The sequence below is a fragment of the Ensifer sp. KUDG1 genome, from assembly GCF_050434285.1.
Lineage (GTDB): Bacteria > Pseudomonadota > Alphaproteobacteria > Rhizobiales > Rhizobiaceae > Ensifer.
This window is the reverse complement of record NZ_JBNDIG010000002.1, coordinates 163,024-186,555: the sequence shown is the minus strand read 5'-3', so window position 1 is coordinate 186,555 and position 23,532 is coordinate 163,024. Positions and strand designations below refer to the sequence as shown.

The following is a 23,532-nucleotide window of genomic DNA, read 5'->3' as shown; positions in this document are numbered from 1 at the left end:
ATCGGTAGCACGCATGAAAACCATCCGCATCGTCCTTTGGGCCGCCGTCGTCGTCATGGCGGGTATCCTGGGCTGGCTAACCTATGAAATGACCCAGTCGAAGCAGCAGGCGGCATCCGGCCCCTTCGGCGTTCCCTTCACACTGGTTGCCCAGGACGGCAAGGAAATCACCGAGAAGGCCTTCACCGGCAAGCCGACGGCGCTCTTCTTCGGCTTCACCCATTGCCCCGAGGTTTGCCCGACGACGCTGTTCGAACTGAACGGCTGGCTGGAAAAGGTCGATCCTGACGGCACCAAGCTGCAGGCCTATTTCATCACCGTCGATCCCGAGCGCGACACGCCGGAAATCCTCGGCCAGTACGTTTCCAACGTCTCCAAGCGCATCACCGGCATTTCCGGCCCGGCCGACAAGGTCATGGAAATGGTCAAGGGCTTCCGCGTCTATGCCAAGAAGGTGCCGGTCGACGCCGCCAAGCCCGATGGCGACTACACGATGGACCACACCGCATCGGTGTTCCTGCTCGACGCCAACGGCAAGTTCTCCGGCACGATCGCCTACGAGGAGAACCCGGAAACGGCGGTCAAGAAGCTGGAAAACCTGACCAAGGGCTGAGCCCTTCGATCCTGACCTGAAGATGCAAGCGCCGGCCCCGTCCGGCGCTTTGCCTTTGCAGGGCAATCGTGATAGCGCACAGCACACGATTGCCGACGCTCGAGCGCACCCCTTTCACAGTCTGGTGCGGGCGGCGGATTTGCCAGCCGAAGGACGGACCCTTGAGCGAGATCAGACTTTTCGTCACCACCACCGAGAAGCAGGCGGAAGCCGTGCTCGACCGCATGAGCGAGGTCTTCGGCGAAGAGGACTATGCCATCGGCACGACGGAAGTCGACGAGAAGCGCGACATCTGGGAAGCCTCGATCTACATGATGATGGTCGACGAGGAGAGCGTGAACGAGCGCCTGGTCGATGCGCTTGCGCAGGACTTCGCGCATCTCCCGATCACCCGCGAAGTGCTGCCGGATATCGACTGGATCGCCAAGTCGCTCGAGGGTCTGGCACCGGTGCGCGCCGGCCGCTTCGTCGTGCATGGCTCGCATGACCGCGACAAGGTCAAGACCGGCGAGATCGCGATTGAGATCGACGCCGGCCAGGCCTTCGGCACTGGCCATCACGGCACCACCGCCGGCTGCCTCGAAGTGCTGGCCACCGTCGCGCGCACCCGCACCGTGAAGAACGTGCTCGATCTTGGCACCGGCAGCGGCGTGCTCGCAATCGCCGCCTGGAAGCTGATGCACGTGCCGGTGCTTGCCACCGACATCGACCCGATCGCCACCCGCGTCGCCGAAGAAAACGCCCGCGTCAACGGCGTCGTGACCGGCATGACCTTTGCGACCGCCCCCGGCTTTCACTCGACAGCCTTCAGCACCAACGGCCCGTTCGATCTCATCATCGCCAACATCCTCGCCCGCCCCTTGATGAAGATGGCGCCGCAACTCGTCGCCAACCTTGCCCCCGGCGGCTCGGTCATTCTCTCAGGCATTCTCGCCGAACAGCGCTGGAAGGTGCTTGCCCACTACAACGGCCAGCACCTGCGCCACGTGCGCACCATCTGGCGCAACGGCTGGGTGACGATTCACCTGGAGAAGTGAGGGCGTAGCGCGCGCCTTGGGCTTGCCCTCATCCGCGCGGTTAGGAGGCGCCCCTCATCCGCCTGCCGGCACCTTCTCCCCGCAAGCGGGGCGAAGGGACTTTGCGGCACCCGCTCAGCCACCAATTCAACTCCGATTCGTAATCTCTCCATCGAGCACGCCCTCTCGTCGGGTGCTTGCGCTATGCCTTGTGCCAAGCGGCTTGCGGCATTGCCACGCACGGAGATCGAGCCCCTGGCTCCTGGCAGCGCCACCGGGCACGTCCCCTCGCCCCGCCTGCGGGGAGAGGGTTAGGGTGAGGGGCAATCTCTTGAAATGTTGCGACGAAGTGTTTGCGGGGCCGTGAAAGCGTCAAGCACAGACGGGCGGCAAACGCCGTCAAGAGCCAAACCAAATCGGAAAAACGAAAAGGCCGCCTCGTCCTTCATGACGGGCGGCCTTTCGAAACTAAGGCGATGCCAGAGGCATCGCCTGCTGGGTGGCTTGTGGCCAACCATGCCCGCGAGCCTGAGGAGGAGGAGTGCTCGAGCGGGCGTCTACTGTTCCGAAGCTGACCACCCTTGAGGGAGGAGGAGAACAGAGTGACCAACTATTCTCGGAACCGCAGCTTTTTGAACCACCGGATGTTCGTCCGTGTTCGTTGAGGCGGCTTATAAACCATTATTCCGATAGAGAAAGAGTTTTCTGAGCATGGGTGCCATGCGCTGAGCGCATATGTATGGTAAATGGGCAATTGCTCTCTTACCGCAGCACAACTGCAGCTTTGCACCAATCGCGGATCAGGCCGCCATCGCAGGATATCGCCTCTTTCCTCCAAAGGGCCGTTTCCGCTAACATGGCCCATCTTTTCCCGCGGTTTGCCGCTCAATCTACCGGAATTCCCTCATGTTTCAGTCTTTTGAAGTCACCTCCACGCCGCAGTTCGGCAAGGAGCGCACCGAAGCCCTGCGCGCGTCCTTCGCGGCCCTCGGCATCGACGGCTTTCTCGTGCCGCGCGCCGACGAGTTCCAGGGCGAATATGTGCCGGCCTCGTCCGAGCGCCTGTCCTGGCTGACCGGCTTCACCGGTTCGGCCGGCGTCGCCCTCATCACGAAACGTGAAGCCGTCGTCTTCGTCGATGGCCGCTACGTCACCCAATTGAAGGAACAGGTCGATGGCGCCGTCTTTACCGGTGGCGACCTCATCGGCGAGCCGCCGCATCTCTGGCTGGAAAACCATGGAACCAAGGGCTTCAAGCTCGGCATCGATCCCTGGGTGCACACCGGTGCGGAAGTCCGCCGGCTGGAAAAGGCGCTCGCCACCCTCGGCGGCTCGCTCGTCTTCCTCGATCACAACCCGCTCGACAGGATCTGGACGAACCGTCCGGCTGCCCCGCTCGGCAAGGTGACGATCCAGCCGATCGAGCATGCGGGCACGCTCGCCAAGGACAAGATCGCGACGATCGCAGCCGGCCTTTCCAAGGCGGGCGCCGAAGCCGTCGTGCTGACCGACCCCTCCTCCGTCGCCTGGACCTTCAACATCCGCGGGTCCGACGTACCGCACACTCCGCATCCGCTGGCTCGCGCCATCATCCACGCCGACGGTCGCGCCGAGCTTTTCCTCGACAAGCGCAAGACCGGCATCGAGCAGGAAGCCTATCTCACCCAGATCGCCGAGATCGTCGCACCGTCGACCTTCGACGATCGCTTGGCCGCACTCGGCACTGCCGGCGCGTCTGTCATGATCGATCCGGACCTCGCGTCCTTTGCCATTTCCGAACTGATCCGCGCCAAGGGTGGCAAGATCGTCGAGGCGGTCGATCCCGCCCGCCTGCCCCGCGCCCAGAAGAACACGGCCGAAATCGAAGGCTCGACCCGCGCCCATCTGCAGGATGGCGCCGCCATGGTCGAGTTCCTCGCCTGGCTCGACGGCCAGCAGCCGGGCACGGTGACCGAGATCGTTGCCACCAACCAGCTGGAAGCGGCCCGCACCACTGTCGGCGAGCGCATGCAGAACCCGCTGAAGGACATCTCCTTCGACACGATCTCCGGCGCCGGCGCGCATGCCGCGATCATGCACTACCGCGTCAACACCGCCACCGACCAGGCGATCGAGGCGGGCACCATGTTCCTGATCGATTCCGGCGCGCAATACATCAACGGCACCACCGACATCACCCGTACGGTCGCCATTGGCGCGGTACCGGAAGAGCAGAAGCGCTTCTTCACCCTGGTGCTGAAGGGCATGATCGCGATCAGCACGGCGCGTTTCCCCAAGGGTTCGCGCGGTGTCGATCTTGATCCCTTGGCCCGCATCGCGCTCTGGAAGGCGGGCGCCGACTATGCCCACGGCACCGGCCACGGCGTCGGCTCCTATCTCTCGGTGCATGAAGGCCCGCAGCGCATCGCCCGTCTTTCGACGCAGGAACTGCTGGCCGGCATGATCCTCTCCAACGAGCCCGGCTACTACCGCCCCGGCGCCTTCGGCATCCGCATCGAAAACCTCATCGTCGTGCAGCCGGCAGCAATGGTGGACGGTGGCGACCTGCCGATGCTCGGCTTCGACACGATCACCTACTGCCCGATCGACCGTCGCCTGGTGCTGCCGGCGCTGTTGACCGACGAGGAACTCGCCTGGTTCAACGCCTATCACGCCGAGACGCGCGAAAAGCTGATGCCGCTGCTGGCGAGCGACGAGACCCGCGCCTGGCTGAAGGCCGCAACGGAAGCGCTCTCACGCTGAGTCAGTCGCCCAACGACCCAATAAAAAACGCCGCGCTCCTTGAGCGCGGCGTTTTTGCTTTCCCGATACCGGGCGCTTATTGGCCTTACATCACCAGGTGGCGGATCACCATCACCACGACCCAGCCGATGACGAGCATGCGCAGCGTCGAGAGGTTCAGCCCGAGCGCGATGGCAAAGGCGATGAACATGGCGATCGTGACGTCGAGCCCGCCATAGACGAAGGCCGGCGCCACGAGTGTGGTGAGAACGGCCGCCGGAACGGCGTTCAGCGCCGCCTCCAGCCGCGGCGGGATCTGCTTCATCTGGGTGATCAGGATGTAGCCGCCGACACGCGTCAGGAAGGTCGCAACGGCCGCCGCGACGATCAGATAGATGAGGTTCAGGTGCTGCGGATCCATCGTCATGCCTCCTTCTCGACAGCGGGCGCTGCAGCCTGTCCGCTTGGCGGCAGGATGGCGGCAAGCAAGATGCCGGCGAGCGCGCCGATGCTGACATGCCAGGGCGAGCCGACGAAATGCATACCGGCGACGGAAGCCAGCCCCGAGACGATGACAATCGGCAGGAAGCGGTCGCGCTTGCGGAAGCCCATGACCAGGCCCATGAAATAGACCGGCAGCAGGACATCGAGGCCGATTGCCTTGGGATCGCCGATCATCTGCCCGAAGATCGCGCCGACCAGCGTGTTGATGATCCAGGGAACGTAGATGATCAGCCCGAAGCCGAGATACCAGGCAAAGGTGATCGGCAAGCCGCGCTCGCCGCGCTTCTCGGTCTCGGCATATTGCGGATCGACCAGCAGGAAGAAGGCGAGGAACTTCTGCCCGAAGGTGAAGTGCCGGACATATTTGGCGATCGAGGCCGAATAGAGCACATGGCGGAAGTTGACGGCAAAGACCGAGAGCACCACCAGCCAGGGCTGGACATGGTTGCCGAAGAGCTCGATGCCGACCATCTGGCTGGCGCCGGCATAGACGGTCGCGCTCATGAACACCGCATCGGCAATGGTAAAGCCGTTGTCGACCGCAAGCGCCCCGAACAGCGCGCCAAAGGGCGATGCTGCCAGCATGATGGGAAAGCCGCCGCGGACCCCTTCCCAGAATTCATCTTTTTTCATGGAAACCTCCGCCGGCCGGGGCGATGACGCGCCGCGCGGCCGGTGCCGGACTGATAGGCGCTTGCGCCCCCGGCAACAATTCAAATGCGCTGATACAATGATTGAATTTTATGATGCCTCGGCGAACGAGGCTTGAACAAAAGGCGCACCGATCAAGAAACCGGTGCGCTTTGTCGCTTGGAACATGCGGCCGGCGCGGGCCAGCTAGCGCCTACTTCTTGACCTGGAACGTATGCTCGATGCCGGGGAAGCTACGCGCCTTCACCTCGTTTGCATACGCCTCGGCCGCCTTGGAGATCGCCGGTGCCAGTTCGGCGAAATGCTTGACGAAGCGCGGCTTGAAGTCGTTGAAAAGGCCGAGCATGTCGTCGGAGACGAGGATCTGGCCGTCACAGGCCGGCGATGCGCCGATGCCGATCGTCGGCGAGCGCAGCTCGGCGGTGATCTCGCGGGCGACCGGCTCTACAGTGCCCTCGATCACGATGCCGAATGCGCCGGCATCGTCGATCGCCTTGGCGTCGCGGCGGATCTTTGCCACTTCCTTGTCGTTGCGGCCGACCGAACGATAGCCGCCGGTCGTGTTGACGAGCTGCGGCATCAGTCCGACATGGCCGAGCACCGGAATGCCGCGGCTGACGAGGAATTCGACCGTCTCCGCCATCTCGGCGCCACCCTCGAGCTTCACCGCGCTGCAGCCGGTTTCCTTGAGGATCCGCGCGGCACTGCGGAACGCCTGCTCCTTCGATTCCTGGTAGGAGCCGAAGGGCATGTCGACGACGACGCAAGCCTGCTGCGACCCGCGCATGACCGCCTGGCCATGGGCGATCATCATTTCCAGCGTCACGCCGACGGTGGTGTCGAGCCCATAGAGCACCATGCCGACGGAATCACCCACCAGCAGGAAATCCACATGCGGATCGAGCAGCCGGGCAATCGGCGTCGTATAGGCCGTCAGGCTGACGATAGGGCGCTCGCCCTTCAGGGCTTCGATGTTGGCAGGGCTGAGGCGGCGCTTCTGTGACTGCACGCTCATGTCAGGCAACCTTTGCAAAGGACGCGGATTTCGGGGCGATCACACGGTTGTCGAGCAGCTTCGTCGTGCCGAAGCGGACGAAGAGAAGCAGCAGCACCGGCCGGTCGCCGATCGTTTCGATCGTCTCGAGCGTCTCGGGATCGCGGACTGCCACGACCTCGGGCTTCGCCAGCGGCTCGCTCGCGAGAAACGCGGTCACGGCCTTTTCGAGTGCCGCGACATCGTAGACGCCGGATGCGACGAGACGAGACGCCTCATCGAGCGCCTTCGGCACGATCGCCGCCGCACGCCGCTCTTCCGCCGTCAGATAGACATTGCGCGACGAGCAGGCGAGCCCGTCGGCCTCGCGCACCGTCGGCACGCCGATGACGGTCACCGGCTGGGCCAGGTCTTCCACCATGCGGCGGATGATCTGCAACTGCTGGAAATCCTTCTCGCCGAAGTAGGCGCGATCGGGCCCGACGATGTTGAAGAGCTTGGTGACGACTGTGGCGACACCGGCGAAATGGCCCGGGCGCACCGAGCCCTCGAGCTCGCTGCCGAGCGTCGGCACGTCGACCACCGTCTCCATCGGCCGCGGATACATGTCGGCAACACCCGGCGCAAACAGATAGTCGACGCTGCCCGCTTCGAGCATCGCCTGGTCGCGGGCGAGATCGCGCGGATATTTGGAAAGATCCTCGTTGGCGCCGAACTGCAGCGGATTGACAAAGATGCTGGCGACGACGATGTCGTTTTCCTCGCGGGCCCGGCGCATCAGCTCCATATGGCCGACATGCAGGTAGCCCATGGTCGGCACGAAGCCGACGGTCTTGCCTGCGCGGCGATGTTCCGCAAGCGCTGCACGCAGCTCGGCGATGGTGGTGAAAGTCTTCATCTCCGGACCCTCCAATCCGCGCCGGCGCCCTGCCCTTTGGGGTGCTGGCGCGCTGCCTTCGGAGATGGCCGCGACCTGCTCCACGAAAAGGCATTTGCATAAAATTCGGCTGCAATCCTCTATCTTGTGCAGCGCAAAAAAACAATCGGATTGATGACAGGTTGATGACGCGCGGCCGCGCTTGACTTCCACCGACAGCCTGTCACGGTTGGCCATCGATGCCACCTGCAACCCACGCTGGAGAGCGAGATGAAACCCTGCCTGCGCCTTCTCAGCCTTCTTGTCCCGACGCTTGCCTTCGCCGCGGCCGCCGAAGCCAAAATCCCGCTCGTCAACGCCACCTGCCCCGGCAAGATCGAGGTCCATGCCGACGAAGGCGGCCCGATCTACATCAACGGCAAGGAGGCCAAGCTCAAGGTCTTCAACGAGAACTACTATGAGGCGTACGGCGCCGGTGTCACCATCTCGCTCAGCATCAATCCCGACGGCTCACCGAGCGTGTCCTACGCGGGCAAGGGTGGCGCCAATGGTGTGTGCACGGTGAAGTAGGAGAACGCCTTGGCTGGTGTTCTTCACCGACCTCCGGCGCGGACAAACTGCCGTTCAATCGAAGTCGAATACAGCACCGTGGGCTCGCCCGCCGATCTCTTCGGAGCGATGCCAGCCGAGCCAGATCGGCTCCGAGATAGAGCCGTTGCGGATCAATGCAGCGAGTATCCGTTCGGCGAGCCGTTCTGGCTGCGGAACAAGTTTCCGATCATTGATGAAACAATCGAGCCGGGTGTGTTTATGGAAGCCCTCCGCAGCTATACGAGGGCGCGAAGCAAAGAACCGAGCCACCGGTGTCGCGAGCGAGCCGCCACGAGCATTGACGAGCCGATGAAAAACTTCCCCTTCGCGAAACGAAGCGCCTTCATCGCATTCCGCATAGTATTCAGGTGACAGTTCTAGCTGGGCCATGCAACCTCGTGCAGCTCAAGGCATTTTTTTTGCGATCATCGCGATTTCCCGGATCAAGGCCGCGACGCGCACATTTTCAACCAACTTTGCCTTAGCCCGGATCGCTTGAATACCTCAAGCTGCACCCCACATCAGCCCGGCTCAAAAAAATCTTTGAGCCGGTGTCGGGATCGTCGTCCGGCATACGTCCTTAGGACAATTCCAGGAGGCCATGGATCGGTCCTTCGTCCGGAGTTGAGCATTTTCAAAGAGTTGGGCCTTTTCACGGATGGTGTGGAGTGGCCTGACGCCCCAAAACACAAAATCCATTCCAAGGAGCATTTCATGCGCATGATTTTCGTAAACCTGCCGGTCAAGGATCTGAAGGCTTCGCGCGCGTTCTTCGCCGCCCTCGGCTATACCTTCAACGAGCAGTTCTCCGACGACACCGCCGCCTGCACGGTGATCTCGGACAATATTTTCGTCATGCTTTTGACCGAGCCGAAGTTCCGCGACTTCATCACCGGCGAGATCAGCGACACCCGCAAGTGCACCGAGGTCATCACCGCCCTTTCCGCCGGCAGCCGCGCCGAATGCGACGACGTGCTCGCCAAGGCCCTTGCCGCCGGCGCCAAGCCCTGGAAGCCGGCGATCGACTACGGCTTCATGTACGGCATCTCCTTCCAGGACCTCGACGGCCACGTCTGGGAATACATGTGGATGGATCAGGAAGCAGCCCAGCAGCAGGCCTCCTGATCTCAGACAGTGCCCCGAACTCTGCGCCTGCCGCCAAAAGCGGCGGGCGTTTTTGTGTGATGGAATGATCGCAGTGCCCGCTAAAGCTTCGGTTGGCGCCCGATTTGAGAAGAAAGTGACCGGTAAATCCGATAGTCGGGACGGGATACGAATCGCGAGCGACGCGCAGCTTCGCTTGCAAGCATTGCGAATGAGGGATCCCATGTCCACGAAGGTCGAAGCCAAGCATTGGTCCAAGGTCGAGCTTTTGCACGAGACCGTACGCAATCCGAACATCCGTGTGCGCGGCAGCAACAGCTACTACAGCAACGCCTGGACCGGATCCTTCGAGGAGAGTGTCGTTCGCTACCTCTATGGTGACGACTACAGCCTCAAGGCCTGGGAGCCGCAATGGCCGATCGACCAGTTGCGGATCGGCGACTATGTCGCGATCGGCGCCGAGGCGGTGATCCTCATGGGTGGCAACCACACCCATCGCACCGATTGGGTGAGCCTCTATCCCTTCCTCGACGTGATCGGCGAAGCCTATGTCGGCAAAGGCGACACCGTCATCGGCGACGGCGCCTGGATCGGCATGCGGGCCATGATCATGCCGGGTGTGACGCTGGGTGAAGGCGCCGTCGTGGCGTCGGGCGCCATCGTCACGAAGGACGTTGCCCCCTACACCATCGTTGCGGGGAACCCTGCCCGGCCCGTCCGCCAGCGTTTCCCCGCGGCCGATGTCGAGACGCTGCTTGCGCTCGGCATCTACCAGTGGGAACGATCAAAGTTCGACGCGTTGCGCCGTTTCATCTGCGCCGACGATATTGCCGCCCTGAAAGCCGCCTCCGAAGAGTACGACAGCAGGCAGGCGTAACGACTCTCCACCGATTGCCAACCGGCGGGGATCACCCGCCGATCAGCGCCAGCCACTCGTCCTCGTCCATGGTCGCGACACCGAGTTCGCGGGCCTTGTCGAGCTTGGAGCCGGCGCCCGGGCCGGCAACGACGATATCGGTCTTCTTCGACACGGATCCGGCCACCTTGGCGCCGAGGCTTTCGGCCTTGGCCTTGGCCTCGTCGCGCGTCATCTTTTCGAGCGAACCGGTGAAGACGACCGTCTTGCCGGCGACCGGGCTGTCGCTGGCGACCGGCGCTTCCGCCGCCTCCGGCGTCACCTCGGACAGCAGCCGGTTGACCACTTCGAGATTGCGCGGCTCCTTGTAGAACTCGACGATGGCGCGGGCGACCACCTCGCCGATGCCGTCGATGCTGTTGAGCTCGTTCCAGGCATCGCCGGTAAAGGTCGATGCCTCGCTCATCGCCGTGCCGAAATGCTCGTAATTGCCGTAGGAGCGTGCGAGCAGCTTTGCCGTCGTCTCGCCCACATGGCGGATGCCGAGCGCGTAGATGAACCGCTGCAGTGCGATCGAGCGCCGCGTGTTGATGGCGTCGTAGAGCTTGCGCACGCTGACGCGGCCAAAGCCGTCGATGTTTTCAAGCTTGGTGAGCGACGCCTCCTGGCGCTTCTCCAGCGTGAAGATATCGGGCGCCGTGCGGATCGAAAGCGTCGGATCCTCGCTTTCGAAGAAGAACTCGATCTGCTTGGAGCCGAGGCCCTCGATGTCATAGGCGTTGCGCGAGACGAAGTGCTTCAGGTGCTCGACCGCCTGGGCGCGGCAGACGAAGCCGCCGGTGCAGCGGCGCACGGCATCCACCTTGCCGGTCTTCTCGTTGATATCTCGCACCGCATGGCTGCCGCAGACGGGGCATGTCGTTGGGAAGCGATAGGGCTCCGAGCCTTGCCTGCGCTCGTCCATGACGACATCGACGATCTGCGGAATGACGTCGCCGGCGCGCTGGACGATCACCATGTCGCCAATGCGGATGTCCCTGCCCTCGCGGATCGGCTCGCCCGAATTGCCGAGACCCTTGATGTAATCCTCGTTGTGCAGCGTCGCATTGGTGACGACGACGCCGCCGACGGTGATCGGCTCCAGGCGAGCAACCGGCGTCAGCGCGCCGGTGCGGCCCACCTGGATGTCGATCGCCGTCAACCGGGTGAAGGCCTGCTCGGCCGGGAACTTGTGCGCCGTCGCCCAACGCGGCGAGCGCGAGCGGAAACCGAGGCGGGCCTGCAAGTCGAGCCGATCGACCTTGTAGACGACGCCGTCGATGTCGTAGTCGAGATCCGGCCGTTCGCGCTCGATATGGTGGTAATGTTCGAGCAGCGCATCGGCCGAGGAGAGCCGCTGCATCAGCGGGTTGACGGGGAAGCCCCAGGCCTTGAAGACCTCGACCATGCCCATCTGCGTATCGGCGGGCATGTCCGAAATCTCGCCCCAGGCATAGGCGAAGAAACGCAGCTTGCGGCTCGCGGTCACCTTGGCATCGAGCTGGCGCAACGACCCGGAAGCCGTGTTGCGCGGGTTGACGTAGAGCGGCTTGCCAAGTGCTGCCATCTCGGCATTGAGCGCGGCAAAGTCGGATTTCGCCATATAGATTTCGCCGCGCACCTCGACGATATCAGGCGCGCCGGCCGGCAGCGTCTGCGGGATCATGCCGATGGTGCGGATGTTGGCGGTGACGTTTTCCCCCGTCGTGCCGTCGCCGCGGGTCGCTGCCGTCACCAGCCGTCGGTTTTCGTAGCGCAGCGACATGGAGAGCCCGTCGATCTTCGGCTCGGCGGTAAAGGCGATCGAATTGTCGGGTAGTTGCCCGAGGAAGCGATACACCGAGGCGACGAAATCGCGGGCGTCCTCGTCGGAAAACGTGTTGTCGAGCGACAGCATTGGCCGAGCGTGCACGACCGGCTGGAAGGTGACGGACGGCGCCGCGCCGACCTTCCTCGACGGGCTGTCCTCGCGGATGAGGGCCGGAAAACGCGCCTCGATCGCATCGTTGCGCCGCTTCAGCGCGTCATAGTCCGCATCCGAAATCTCAGGCGCGTCCTGGCCGTGGTAAAGCGCATCGTGGCGCGCAAGCTCGGCCGCAAGATAGGCAAGCGCTTCGGCCGCTTCCGCTTCGTTGAGATTCTCGACGGGTTTCAATTCTTGGGACATGCGCGACAACTCCGGATTCGGAGTCGTTTTGTAGAGCAACCGCTGGGAAAGAAAAGACCGTCCGGCGCCGTCGGCTCACGCGCCAGTGGCATTGGCCCTCCCTGTCGCGAGCCCGGCAAGCGGCCGGACATCCAGTTCGCACCAGCGTTCATAGCGCTTCTGATAGCGGCAGCGGATGGCCTCCAGATCCTTTTTTTGGACGCCACGCTTGCAGTATATCCATTTGCCTTTCGCCTGGCCACGCATCACCCGGCTGACCGGCTGCAGGCCAAACATCTTCAGGATCGCAGCCCCGCCCTTGTCCCAGCCGATGCTGTAGATGTCGATGCCATCAGGCGGGAACGTGTGGTGTTCGAGGATCGCCGAGACCGTCGCCCAGACGAGGATGCCGTTCTGCCGCCGGCGCTCGGCACGCATGGAATCGAGCAGGAAGCTCAGGTTGAGGATGGTCGCGAGATAGACGACCTTCGCCTTTCGCGCCTGCGGATGGGCGAGCAGGCCGCTAGCCAGCAGGTTGTCGAAGGCATAGTGGCCCTGCAGGAACAGTTTGAAGTGGTTCTTCTCGAAGGCGTAGTAGTCGATGAAGCCGAAGATGTTCTCGTTTGGATCCTGCAGGCAAATCAGGCTGTAGGGATCGGAATGGAACGCTTTCATATCCTCTTCGGGATCGATCGCGCCGCTGCGAAACACATCCTGTGCCTTGCGGACCACATCATAGGCGACCGCCGTCGGCGCCGGGACGCGGACAAGATAGGAACGGTCCCCACGCGCGCAGGGCGCCACAAGCGCCAACGGCGTGGCTTCGTCCGCGTTCGGCGGTTGAGGATCGGCCACCTCCTCCGCCGGCCCGAACTGTGAGGCACGTCGTAGCCTTGCGACAAGAGTTGCTGCAATCACGGCGATCGCAACGCACGCGACCACCCCGAAGCCGCCCAATTCCTGGTTCGCGTCCCTTATGGTCAGGATAAGGCCGGCATAGGCGAGCGCGATGAGCAGGATCAGTTCCGGATGCGCACGCATCTGCGCAAACCGGATCTCCAGTTTATGCTGAAGTTTCTCCCACATGCTCGAAGTGCCCCAACCGCAGAGGAAATAGAACACGGGTGCAGCGGCGCAACAATTCAACCAAAAGGCTTAGGAAGCCCAGCCGTGGGTTCGGATGAGCACTCTGAGGAGATCGCATTTCAGCTGCCAATGTTTCCACTTGGCGGCTGGATGATCTAGCCGTTGCCGGAAAGCAGGCGAGCAGCTGCCGCCCTCGCCTCTTCGGTGATCGAGGCGCCGGCCAGCATGCGGGCGATTTCCTCGGTGCGCGCCTTGTCGTCCATGCGGGCAACACGGGTGGAAATCATCTCGGCCTTCTCGGCCGAAGGACCCTTGGAGATCAGGAGATGCGTTGCCGCGCGCGCGGCAACCTGCGGCGCGTGGGTGACCGAGAGCACCTGAACCGTTGCCGAAAGCCGCTTCAGCCGCTGGCCGATGGCGTCGGCCACCGCACCGCCGACGCCGGTGTCGATTTCGTCGAAGACGAGCGTCGGCGCCGAGCCGCGATCGGCAAGCGCCACCTTAAGCGCCAGCAGGAAGCGCGAAAGTTCGCCGCCCGAAGCCACTTTCATGATCGGCCCCGGCCGCGTGCCGGGGTTGGTCTGAACGTGGAACTCGACGAGGTCGATACCGTCGACCGTGGGCAGCGACGGATCGCTCTGCACCTCGACCATGAAGCGCGCGCGCTCGAGCTTCAGCGCCGGCAGCTCGGCCATGACGGCGTCGGAAAGTGCTGTCGCGGTATGGCGACGCTTTTCGGAAAGCGAGCGCGCCGAAGCGTCGAACGCCACCCGCGCCACGCCGACTTGGGCATCGAGTTGCTTCAGCTTTTCCTCGCCGGCATCGAGATCGGCGAGATCGGAAATCATGCGGACGGCAAGCGCCGGCAGTTCCGTGACCGGTACCGAATATTTGCGGCTGGCGGCGCGAAGCGCGAACAGCCGCTCCTCCACCCGCTCCAGTTCCTTCGGGTCGAATTCCGTGTTGCGCAGCGCCCGCTCGACCGACATCTGCGCGTCCGAAAGCTGGTTGAGCGCTCCATCGAGCAGTTCGACCGTTTCTTCGAGCAGGCCCGGCGCCTCCTGGCTCTTGCGCTCGAGACGGCGCACGAGCGAGGCGATCAGCGGAACCGGCGAAGCGTTGCCGTTCAGGAACTCCGAGGCCTCGTTGATGTCGCCGGCAATGCGCTCGGCCTTCATCATCCGCGCCCGGTTTTCGGCAAGCTCGTCTTCTTCGCCGTCGCGGGGGCTGAGCTTCTCCAGTTCCTCGACCGAGGACCGCAGGTAGTCCGCCTCGCGCGCGGCCGCCTCGACCCGCTCGCGGTGTTTCTTCAGGCCGCGCTCAGCGTCCTTCCAGGCGCGATAGAGTTCGCTCACATGCGCCGCTTCGTCGGCGGTGCCGCCAAAAGCGTCGAGCAGCGTGCGGTGCGCGTCGATATCGACGAGCGCGCGGTCATCGTGCTGTCCGTGGATTTCGACGAGCGTCTGCCCGAGCTGGCGCATCAGTTGGACGCTGATCGGCTGGTCGTTGACATAGGCCTTGGTGCGGCCGTCGGCCGACTGCACGCGGCGGAAGATCAGGTCGCCGTCGTCGTCGATGCCGTTTTCCCTGAGCATCAGCCGCGCCGAATGCCCCATCGGCACGTCGAAGACCGCCGTCACCTGCCCCTTGTCGGAACCGTGGCGCACGAGCGAGCCGTCGCCGCGCCCGCCAAGGGCGAGCGACAGGCTGTCGAGAAGGATGGACTTGCCGGCCCCGGTTTCACCGGTCAGCACCGAGAGCCCGGCGTCGAAATTGAGATCAAGCCGTTCAATCAGGACGATATCGCGGATCGAAAGCTGGGCAAGCATCCGGGGTCATATCTTCCTAGAGGGCGCTGATTAAGATCAGGCGCCGACGAGTTTCTTGGCGGCACGCGAGATCCAGGAGTTGCCGCTTTCACGTGGCTCCAGGCCACCCGACTGCAGCAGCTTGAACGAATCGGAATACCACTGGCTGTCCGGATAGTTGTGGCCGAGAACGGCGGCAGCGGTCTGCGCCTCCTGGGTCACGCCCATCGCGAAGTAGGCTTCCGTCAGACGGGCGAGCGCCTCTTCCACCTGGTTGGTGTTCGGGTACTGTTCGATGACGACGCGGAAACGCGATACGGCGGCAAGGTATTCCTTGCGCTCGAGATAGTAGCGGCCGACCTGCATTTCCTTGCCGGCCAGCTGGTCGCGGGCAAAGCGGATCTTCGACTTGGCGTCGTCGACATATTCGGAGTCCGGGTAGCGGTCGACGACCGCCTGCATGGCTTCGATCGCCTTGAAGGCCGGCTTCTGGTCCTGCGTCACCGCCGGGATCTGCTTGGTATAGGCGAGACCCTGGATGTACTGCGCATAGGCCGCGTCTTCGGACTGCGGATAAAGATTGAGGTAGCGGCCGGTGGCGTTGATCGCCTCCTGGTACTGACCGTTACGATAGGAAACGAAGGCGTTCATGACCAACGCCTTGCGGGCATATTCCGAGAACGGATGCTGGCGGTCGAGCGCTTCGAACTTGCGCGCCGCCTCCGTCGTCTTGCCGGCATTGAGGTTGGCAAGGCCCTGATTGTAGAGCACTTCCGGCGGGTCGGTCTCGGCCGTCAGCTTGGTGATGTCGATATCGGGATCGTTCTGGCAGGCGGTGATCAGGGCGCTGCCGGCAACAGCCGCGACAATGACGGCGGCGACGCGCGCTGACTTCTTCAAATCCACAGAAACTGCAAGAACCATCGGATATTCCCGTTCCACTCTGCGGGCATGGACCCCGCCAGACATGCGCTTTTAGAGCAAGTTACCTTGAGACCGCAACGTCATGATCGGTGATTCATGCAAATTTGTGGCAGCTCTACCATGAAAATGCCGGCCTTTCGGCCGGCGACTGGAGGAGATGATGTCTTTTTTTGTTATGCGGACCAGGGCGCGAAGCCCGGAGCTGCCACTGCAACCATATCGCGCGCGCGGGTACGCTGGCGCGGGGTTGCCGTTTCGACGACTTCGTAGGCCGTCGGGTCGCTGAGCAGTGCCTTCAGCGCGTTGGCGTTCATCTTGTGGCCGCCGCGGTAGGAGCGGTAGCAGCCGATGAACGGCGCGCCGGCGAGCGAGAGGTCGCCAACCGCATCCAGCGTCTTGTGGCGCACGAATTCGTCGGTGTAGCGCAGGCCCTCGACGTTGATGACGGCGTTGTCGTCGGAAATGACGACGGAGTTTTCGAGCGAGGAGCCGAGTGCGAAGCCGGCGGCCCAGAGGCGCTCGACATCGCGCATGAAGCCGAAGGTGCGGGCACGCGACAGTTCGCGCTTGAAGACGGACGGTGTCATGTCGCCCTTCCAGGCCTGGCGGCCGATCAGCGGGCAATCGAAATCGATCTCGACCTCGAAGCGCATGCCGTCATAGGGCGTGAACTCCGACCAGGAGGCGCCTGATTCGATACGCACCGGCTTGATGATGCGGATGTAGCGACGCTTGACCGCAAGGGCGCGAACACCCACCAGCTCGATCGCGTCGATGAAAGGTTCGGAGCTGCCGTCCATGATCGGCATTTCGGCGCCGTGCACTTCGACCGTGAGGTTGTCGAGGCCGAGCGCGTAGATCGCAGCCATGACATGTTCGATCGTGGCGATCGAGGTCGCCGGCGACATGCCGAGAACGGTGCAGAGATCAGTGTTGCCGACCTGCGAGGAAACCGCCTTGTATTCGCTGACCCGGCCGTTGGACAGGACGCGCTGGAAAACGATGCCCGCATCGGCTTCGGCCGGATGGAAGGTGATCGACACTTCTGCGCCCGAATGCACGCCGATGCCCTTGAGCGTTACCGGGCTTGCAATCGTCGTCTGAAACCCGAGCAATTCGATTCCCATTCTCGTCACTTTCAATACCTGTGGCCGATGGCCAAAACCTGCTGGTGGACGCAACGATCTTCAGGGCACAAGAAAGATGCCCGAGAGTCCCGGCTCAACGACCGGTCCTCTGCGTTTCGAACAGACAGCGCTTGATCGAATCGCATGCGTCCCCAATTCCGAGTCTGAAAATAGGAGTTTGGAGGCACCATTCCAAATCACTGTTCGTTTCGCTTTGTTACGCATTTGCGACGGTCCGTAACATGGAATCAAACACCTGAAATGATGAACAAAATGCAAAAATGCCCGGGCAGTTGCCCGGGCATTCGGCAAGGTGAAGGAACGGGCCTTCCAATCAGTTCGATTGACGGCGCAGGAACGCCGGGATCTCGAGCTGATCATCTTCTTGCGGGCGCGCCTGCGGCGAAGCGCGACCGTGATCGTCAAGCTGGCCGCGACGCGGCGCATAGAGGCTCGCTTCCGGCGAGAGCGGCCGGCGCTGCTGGGAAGCAGCGGTCGGTGCGGAAGCCGTCATGTCGGCGGCTGCCGGGGTCTGTTCGCGTTCACGCAGGCCCAGCGAGCTGGTGATGCGGTTGAGCAGGCCCATCGGGCCGCGCTCTTCCGCGATCGGGGCAGCCGGCTGTGCGCGGCGGTCCATCTCGGCCTTTACGACCGGCGGGAAGTCTTCGACCTTCGGCATGCGAACCTGTTCCGGCTGCTGACGCATGACCGGAGCGACGGGCTCCTGGCGCATGATCGGCTGCGGCTGGGGCTGAACCGGCTGCATCTGCGGCTGCGGCTGGCGCATGACCGGAGCGGCCTCTACCGGTGCAGCACCGGCGAAAAGCTTGCTCTGGGGACGAAAGTTGTCTTCGTGCATCGGCTGCTGAACCGGAGCCTGTGCCTGCACCTGGGCGGCGCGGGTCGCGATGTCGAGCTCGCGTTCCATTTCGGCTTCGCGGATGGCGGCGGCGATCTGGTCGGCGGTAGCCTGCTGCTGCATCGGCTGCTGAACCGGCTGGGCGACCGGCTGCTGCATCACCGGCTGGTGGACCGGGGCCGGCTGGTGCTGGGCAACGGCCTGCGGCTGCTGGGCCGGAACGGCGGCAGACGGACGGACGACCGGCTTTGCTGCTACCGGACGAAAGTCGGCGGAACGACCCGCCACCTCCGCGGCCGTACGGTCGATGCCGGTGGCAACGACCGAGACGCGGATGAGGCCTTCGAGGTCTTCGTCGAACGTCGCGCCGAGGATGATGTTGGCATCCGGGTCGACTTCTTCGCGAATACGGGTTGCCGCTTCGTCGAGTTCGAACAGGGTGAGGTCGCGGCCGCCGGTGATCGAGATCAGCAGGCCCTGCGCGCCCTTCATCGAGGTTTCGTCGAGCAGCGGGTTGGCGATCGCGGCTTCGGCTGCGGCCAGTGCGCGGCCTTCGCCCGAAGCTTCGCCGGTGCCCATCATGGCGCGGCCCATTTCGCGCATCACCGAGCGGACGTCGGCGAAGTCGAGGTTGATGAGACCTTCCTTGACCATGAGGTCGGTGATGCAGGCAACGCCCGAATAGAGAACCTGGTCAGCCATCGCAAACGCGTCCGCAAAGGTCGTGCGGTCATTGGCGATGCGGAAGAGGTTCTGGTTCGGGATGACGATCAGGGTGTCGACCGACTTCTGCAGTTCGGCGATGCCCTGGTCGGCGAGCCGCATGCGGCGCGCGCCTTCGAAATGGAACGGCTTGGTGACGACGCCGACCGTCAGGATGCCCTTGTTGCGGGCGGCCTGTGCGACGATCGGGGCTGCACCGGTACCGGTGCCGCCGCCCATGCCGGCGGTGACGAAGCACATATGGGTGCCGTTGAGGTGGTCGATGATCTCATCGATGCACTCTTCGGCGGCCGCACGGCCGACTTCCGGCTGCGAACCGGCGCCGAGACCTTCGGTGACGGCGACACCCATCTGGATGATGCGCTCAGCCTTGGTCATGGTGAGTGCCTGGGCATCCGTGTTGGCGACGACGAAATCGACGCCCTGGAGGCCTGCGGTGATCATGTTGTTGACGGCGTTGCCGCCACCACCGCCCACACCAAAGACGGTGATGCGCGGCTTCAGCTCCGTGATATCCGGCTTCTGCAAGTTGATAGTCATAGTCCCGTTCCTTCTGTTTTCTGGCCGCCTTGCCGAGCCGGCCAAATCTTTCAGTTTGTCTTCACCGGCCCCGTCCCTGTTCGGAGCCAGCCGTCACTCAAAAGCTTTCTTTCAGCCACTGGCCCATGCGGGCGATGCGGCCGTTGCCGGCGCCGAGCGCCGAGAACATGCCGCCGTGGGAGGCATGCGTCTCGAGGTCGGCGACCTGCGGATAGATCATCAGGCCGACCGCCGTGGAGAAGGCGGGGCCCTTGGCAGCGGCCGGCAGCCCGGAAACCCCGAGCGGACGACCGATGCGAACATTGCGGGCGAGGATGCGGCGGGCCGCTTCCGGCAGGCCGGTCAGCTGGCTGGCGCCGCCCGTCAGTACGATGCGCTTGCCGACGATCGGGCTGAAGCCCGAGCGCTGGATGCGATCGCGGATGAGTTCGAGCGTCTCTTCGATGCGGGCGCGCACGATGCGCGACACGAGGGCGCGCGGCACATGCGTCGGCTGGTCGCGGTCGTCCTCGCCGATCGGCGGAACCGAAACGATATCACGCTCGTCGGCGCTGTTGGGCAGGGCCGAGCCGTGCACGACCTTCAGCCGTTCGGCATCCTCGATGCGGGTCGAAAGACCACGCGCCAGATCCGTCGTCACGTGATGGCCGCCGAGACTGACAGCGTCTGCGTGAACCAGCTTTCCTTCGGCAAAGACCGAGATCGTCGTCGTGCCGCCGCCCATGTCGATCGCCGCGCAGCCGAGCTCGACTTCGTCGTCGACGAGTGCTGCAAGACCGCTGGCATAGGGGGTGGCAACCATGCCCTCGACCGAAAGGTGAGCGCGGTTGACGCAGAGTTCGAGGTTCTTCAGCGCTGCCCGTTCGGCCGTCAGCACATGCATGTCGACGCCGAGAACGTCGCCGAACATGGCCAGCGGATCGCGGATGCCGCGCTCGCCATCGAGCGAGAAGCCCGTCGGCAGCGAGTGCAGGATGGCGCGGTCGGAGCGCAGCGACTGCTGGCCGGCAGCCGACAGAACCTTGCGCAGATCGTTGGCGTCGACCTCCTGGCCACCGAGATCGATCGTCGCGGTGTAGACGTCGCTCTGCAGCCGGCCGGCTGAAACGTTGACGATCAGACTGTCGATGGTGAGACCGGCCATGCGCTCGGCCGCGTCGACGGCGAGCCGGACGACGCTTTCCACCGCATCGAGATCGGCGACGACGCCGTTCTTGACGCCGCGGGACTTCTGGTGGCCGATGCCGATGATTTCGACGCTATGCGTACGGTTGGGCAGGATCTGGCTCTCGGCGCGCGGCGTCAGCCGGCCGATCATGCAGACCACCTTGGTCGAACCGATATCCAGCACCGAGACGACATGAGACCGCTTCGAGGAAAGCGGCTTCAGACGCGGCAGGCCAAAGCTGGAGGAACCGAACAGACTCATATGCGGCCTTCTTTCTTCTTTTCGGTCTCCTGCGCCTTCAGCATCTTGTCCCTCGCCTTCAAGGCAACTTCGCGCCGGGTCACTGCGTCCGGCGTCAACTGAACTGTTGTTCTGTCTTCAAGCCTCAGATCCACGGCAGCGATGTCGCGCTCGAGGAGCTGGTGCTGGCTTTCCATGTCGGAGAGCACCTTCATCGCCCGGGCGACGTCGTGCTCCGGCAGCTTGACGACGATACCGTTGTCGAGGCGCAGATCCCAGCGGCGGCCGGCCACGCGCACGAAGGCCTTCACCCGCGAGCGGATCTCCGGCCAGCGGGAAAACTCGTCGTAGAAATCGGCAGCCGCCGTTTCGGCGTCACGACCGACGAAGAGCGGCAGCGCCGCAAACTTGTTGTCGCGCAAGGGCGCGATCACACTGCCGCTGCGCTCGATCAGCGAAAGGTCGGAACCGTGCTGCCAGATGCCGAAGGCCTTGCGCTCGGTGAGGCTGACCTCGATGGTGCCGGGATAGATCTTGCGAACGGTAACGCCCTGCACCCAGGGCATTTCCGCAATCAGCTTGCGCGCCTCGGCGATATCGAGCGCCACCAGCGACGTCGTGCCGTCGAGGCCGAGCTGCTGGAGAATGTCGATTTCCGAGGTCTGGTCGTTGCCGGAAACCTTGACGTCTTCGATCGCAAAGCCCGCGGCCGTGGTCGAGGCCTGTGCGAAATTCTGCGTGTGGCCGCCGAGCGACATGCCGTAGAAGCCGGTTGCCGCGAAAAAGGCGATTGCCGACAGCGTGCCGGTATGAGCGGGAAAACGAATGCGGCCAGCACCGAGGCTGACGAAGAAGCGCACGACACGACGAAGCGGACGCGGCAGTACGCGCGCGCCGTCCACATCGGCGGCGGCGGCGCCATCGAGGTGACGAACCCTCTTGCCCCTTTTGCCCCTCAACGCAAACACGACGCGTCCTCCACCATCCAACTCAAAAACTCACCGAAGCTGTAGCCGGCATGCGCGGCCATCTCGGGCACCAGGGAGGTCGGAGTCATGCCGGGCTGGGTGTTGATCTCCAGCCAGATCAGCTCGCCCTCAGCGGAGGAACTGTCATCGAAACGAAAGTCGGATCGGCTGACGCCCCGACAACCGATTGCCTGATGCGCCTTCAGAGCGAGTGTTTGTATTTTTTGGTAAATATTTGGTGAAATCTGTGCCGGAATGACGTGGCGCGAACCACCTTTTACGTATTTGGAATCATAATCGTAGAAGGTGTGGCCCTGCGGGATGATTTCGGTGACGCCAAGCGCCTTGTCGCCCATGACGCCACAGGTCAGTTCACGGCCGGCGACATAACGCTCGACCATGATTCGGTCGCCGTAGCGCCATTCGCTCGACGTCACCACCTGCGGGGGATGCGATTGATCTTCCTTGACGATGACGACGCCGAAGCTCGAGCCTTCGGAAACCGGCTTGACGACGTAAGGCGGCTTCATCGGATGCTTCGGACCGAAGGCATGGCGGTCCATGACTTGCGCATCGGCGACCGGAATGCCGGAAGCAGCCGCTACATGCTTCGCCTGCGCCTTGTCCATCGCGAGCGCCGAGGCAAGCACGCCGGAATGGGTGTAGGGGATCTCGAGATATTCGAGGATGCCCTGGATCGTGCCGTCCTCGCCGAACGGACCATGAAGGGCGTTGAAGGCAACGTCGGGGCGCAGCGCGGCCAGCGTCTCTGCGACCTTGCGGTCGACGTCGATGCGGGTGACGCGATAGCCGGCAGCTTCCAGGGCATCCGCACAGGCAGCCCCGGACGACAGGCTAACCGGTCGCTCCGAAGAAAATCCGCCCATCAGGACAGCCACATGCTTGCCGCTCATTCAAACCCCCAGACAATACGCCACTATCGCAAGGTTTCCTTGCGTCTGGCTGGCTCCCGCCCTCGCGAGTCAGCTGTGCCATTGGGGTCACTAGAACGTCATTAAGGTTAACGAACCGTTTACTTTCGTTAACCCCAGTCAGGAAATGAAACGCCATCTGCAGGCGCAAGCGCATGTGGAACAAGGCATTTTAGCGAGAGATCAAAGGGTTGCGGAGCAATCTTGAATCTAATGCATAAACAGAAGAAAAAATGAAAAAACCCGCCGCATCGACGGCGGCGGGTCCATGCGTGACGGTATCCTGACTTGATCAATCGTCGTCGCCGACGATCTTCCAGACGATGCCGGCGATCGCCGCACCGACGATCGGCGCCACCCAGAACAGCCACAGTTGCGACAGCGCCCAGTCACCGACAAAGAGCGCCTGCCCTGTCGAGCGGGCCGGATTGACCGAGGTGTTCGTCACCGGGATCGAGACGAGATGGATCAGGGTCAGCGCCAGCCCGATGGCGATGGGTGCGAAGCCCGCCGGCACCCGGCCATGGGTGGAGCCGAGAATGATGAACAGGAAGAAGAAGGTCAGCACCACTTCGGCCACCAGCGCCGCCGTCAGCGAATAGCCGCCCGGTGAATGCTCGCCATAGCCGTTGGCAGCAAAGCCGCCGAGCTGGAAATCGCCCTTGCCGCTGGCGATCACATAGAGGACGGCGGCAGCCGCAATCGCGCCCAGCACCTGGGCGATGACATAGCCGACAAGGTTCGACGCCGGGAACTTGCCCGCGACCGTCAGGCCGACGGAAACGGCCGGGTTGAAATGACCGCCGGAAATACCGCCGACCGCATAGGCCATGGTCAGGACGGTGAGACCGAAAGCGAAGGAGACGCCAAGATAACCAATACCAACGCCGGGAAGAGCAGCAGCCAGCACCGCGCTGCCGCAACCGCCAAAAACGAGCCAAAATGTACCGAGAAATTCTGCTGAAAGCTTTTTGAACATGCATTCGCTCCTGAAAAACGAAGCCGATCGCTTCAACTGCCCAGAGTTTGCCACAATTTGATTCCC

General features: G+C 63.2%; 21 protein-coding genes. 6 read left to right on the top strand and 15 right to left on the bottom strand.

Annotated features, from left to right (window positions below; genetic code table 11):
• Positions 1–13 precede the first annotated feature (13 nt).
• From M2267_RS06290 to M2267_RS06280, 3 genes are all read left to right on the top strand, one after another.
• Positions 14–613 (top strand): SCO family protein, encoded by a 600-nt coding sequence (locus tag M2267_RS06290; protein WP_043626551.1) that lies wholly within the window; start codon positions 14–16, stop codon positions 611–613.
• A gap of 161 nt (positions 614–774) precedes the next feature.
• A complete protein-coding gene (locus tag M2267_RS06285) occupies positions 775–1,650 on the top strand; it encodes a 50S ribosomal protein L11 methyltransferase (RefSeq protein ID WP_429113287.1) in 876 nt (291 codons plus the stop codon).
• Between the two features lie 885 nt (positions 1,651–2,535).
• Complete coding sequence (locus M2267_RS06280; RefSeq protein WP_429113285.1) at positions 2,536–4,371, top strand: aminopeptidase P family protein; 1,836 nt, start codon at positions 2,536–2,538, stop codon at positions 4,369–4,371.
• A gap of 85 nt (positions 4,372–4,456) precedes the next feature.
• On the opposite strand, the gene M2267_RS06275 is transcribed toward M2267_RS06280, so the two are convergent.
• From M2267_RS06275 to panC, 4 genes are all read right to left on the bottom strand, one after another.
• Positions 4,457–4,771, bottom strand: a complete 315-nt coding sequence (locus M2267_RS06275) for an AzlD family protein (RefSeq protein WP_043615991.1) — start codon at positions 4,769–4,771, stop codon at positions 4,457–4,459.
• 2 nt (positions 4,772–4,773) lie between these two features.
• Positions 4,774–5,487, bottom strand: a complete 714-nt coding sequence (locus tag M2267_RS06270; RefSeq protein WP_043615959.1) for an AzlC family ABC transporter permease — start codon at positions 5,485–5,487, stop codon at positions 4,774–4,776.
• A gap of 211 nt (positions 5,488–5,698) precedes the next feature.
• Positions 5,699–6,520: a 3-methyl-2-oxobutanoate hydroxymethyltransferase gene (gene panB, locus M2267_RS06265; protein ID WP_429113283.1), complete on the bottom strand. Its 822-nt coding sequence runs from the start codon at positions 6,518–6,520 to the stop codon at positions 5,699–5,701.
• Position 6,521: 1 nt separating this feature from the next.
• Positions 6,522–7,397, bottom strand: coding sequence for a pantoate--beta-alanine ligase (gene panC, locus M2267_RS06260; RefSeq protein WP_429113281.1), 876 nt, complete (start codon positions 7,395–7,397; stop codon positions 6,522–6,524).
• 249 nt (positions 7,398–7,646) lie between these two features.
• Between panC and M2267_RS06255 the strand changes: the two genes are divergently transcribed.
• The gene (locus M2267_RS06255) at positions 7,647–7,946 is read left to right on the top strand and encodes a hypothetical protein (RefSeq protein ID WP_429113279.1); all 300 of its coding nucleotides are present in this window, start codon (positions 7,647–7,649) and stop codon (positions 7,944–7,946) included.
• 54 nt (positions 7,947–8,000) lie between these two features.
• Here the strand turns inward: M2267_RS06255 and M2267_RS06250 are convergent, their stop codons facing one another.
• Positions 8,001–8,357, bottom strand: a complete 357-nt coding sequence (locus M2267_RS06250) for a hypothetical protein (protein ID WP_429113276.1) — start codon at positions 8,355–8,357, stop codon at positions 8,001–8,003.
• A gap of 324 nt (positions 8,358–8,681) precedes the next feature.
• Between M2267_RS06250 and M2267_RS06245 the strand changes: the two genes are divergently transcribed.
• Together M2267_RS06245 and M2267_RS06240 are read left to right on the top strand one after the other, a co-directional pair.
• On the top strand, positions 8,682–9,092 hold the full coding sequence (locus M2267_RS06245; protein WP_429113275.1) for a VOC family protein: 411 nt from the start codon (positions 8,682–8,684) through the stop codon (positions 9,090–9,092).
• Positions 9,093–9,294: 202 nt separating this feature from the next.
• The gene (locus tag M2267_RS06240) at positions 9,295–9,948 is read left to right on the top strand and encodes a CatB-related O-acetyltransferase (RefSeq protein ID WP_429113273.1); all 654 of its coding nucleotides are present in this window, start codon (positions 9,295–9,297) and stop codon (positions 9,946–9,948) included.
• 31 nt (positions 9,949–9,979) lie between these two features.
• Here M2267_RS06240 and ligA read toward each other — a convergent pair whose 3' ends face one another.
• The 10 genes from ligA to aqpZ all read right to left on the bottom strand — a co-directional run bounded on the left by ligA (position 9,980) and on the right by aqpZ (position 23,466).
• Complete coding sequence (ligA, locus tag M2267_RS06235; RefSeq protein WP_429113271.1) at positions 9,980–12,133, bottom strand: NAD-dependent DNA ligase LigA; 2,154 nt, start codon at positions 12,131–12,133, stop codon at positions 9,980–9,982.
• A gap of 75 nt (positions 12,134–12,208) precedes the next feature.
• Complete coding sequence (locus tag M2267_RS06230) at positions 12,209–13,198, bottom strand: hypothetical protein (protein WP_429113270.1); 990 nt, start codon at positions 13,196–13,198, stop codon at positions 12,209–12,211.
• A gap of 155 nt (positions 13,199–13,353) precedes the next feature.
• The gene (gene recN / locus M2267_RS06225; RefSeq protein WP_192446735.1) at positions 13,354–15,027 is read right to left on the bottom strand and encodes a DNA repair protein RecN; all 1,674 of its coding nucleotides are present in this window, start codon (positions 15,025–15,027) and stop codon (positions 13,354–13,356) included.
• 36 nt (positions 15,028–15,063) lie between these two features.
• A complete protein-coding gene (locus M2267_RS06220) occupies positions 15,064–15,930 on the bottom strand; it encodes an outer membrane protein assembly factor BamD (protein WP_043615925.1) in 867 nt (288 codons plus the stop codon).
• 173 nt (positions 15,931–16,103) lie between these two features.
• The gene (gene lpxC / locus M2267_RS06215; protein WP_429113267.1) at positions 16,104–17,057 is read right to left on the bottom strand and encodes a UDP-3-O-acyl-N-acetylglucosamine deacetylase; all 954 of its coding nucleotides are present in this window, start codon (positions 17,055–17,057) and stop codon (positions 16,104–16,106) included.
• A gap of 334 nt (positions 17,058–17,391) precedes the next feature.
• Entirely contained in the window at positions 17,392–19,179 is a 1,788-nt protein-coding gene (ftsZ, locus tag M2267_RS06210) for a cell division protein FtsZ (RefSeq protein WP_192446737.1), read from the bottom strand.
• Between the two features lie 97 nt (positions 19,180–19,276).
• Complete coding sequence (ftsA, locus tag M2267_RS06205; protein WP_034792498.1) at positions 19,277–20,608, bottom strand: cell division protein FtsA; 1,332 nt, start codon at positions 20,606–20,608, stop codon at positions 19,277–19,279.
• Positions 20,605–21,555, bottom strand: coding sequence for a cell division protein FtsQ (ftsQ, locus tag M2267_RS06200; RefSeq protein WP_043615914.1), 951 nt, complete (start codon positions 21,553–21,555; stop codon positions 20,605–20,607). Before ftsQ ends, ftsA begins: the two co-directional genes overlap by 4 nt.
• Positions 21,543–22,469, bottom strand: coding sequence for a D-alanine--D-alanine ligase (locus tag M2267_RS06195; protein WP_429113264.1), 927 nt, complete (start codon positions 22,467–22,469; stop codon positions 21,543–21,545). The genes ftsQ and M2267_RS06195 overlap by 13 nt, the downstream gene beginning before the upstream one ends.
• A 310-nt stretch (positions 22,470–22,779) precedes the next feature.
• Entirely contained in the window at positions 22,780–23,466 is a 687-nt protein-coding gene (gene aqpZ / locus M2267_RS06190) for an aquaporin Z (protein ID WP_429113263.1), read from the bottom strand.
• Positions 23,467–23,532: the final 66 nt, after the last annotated feature.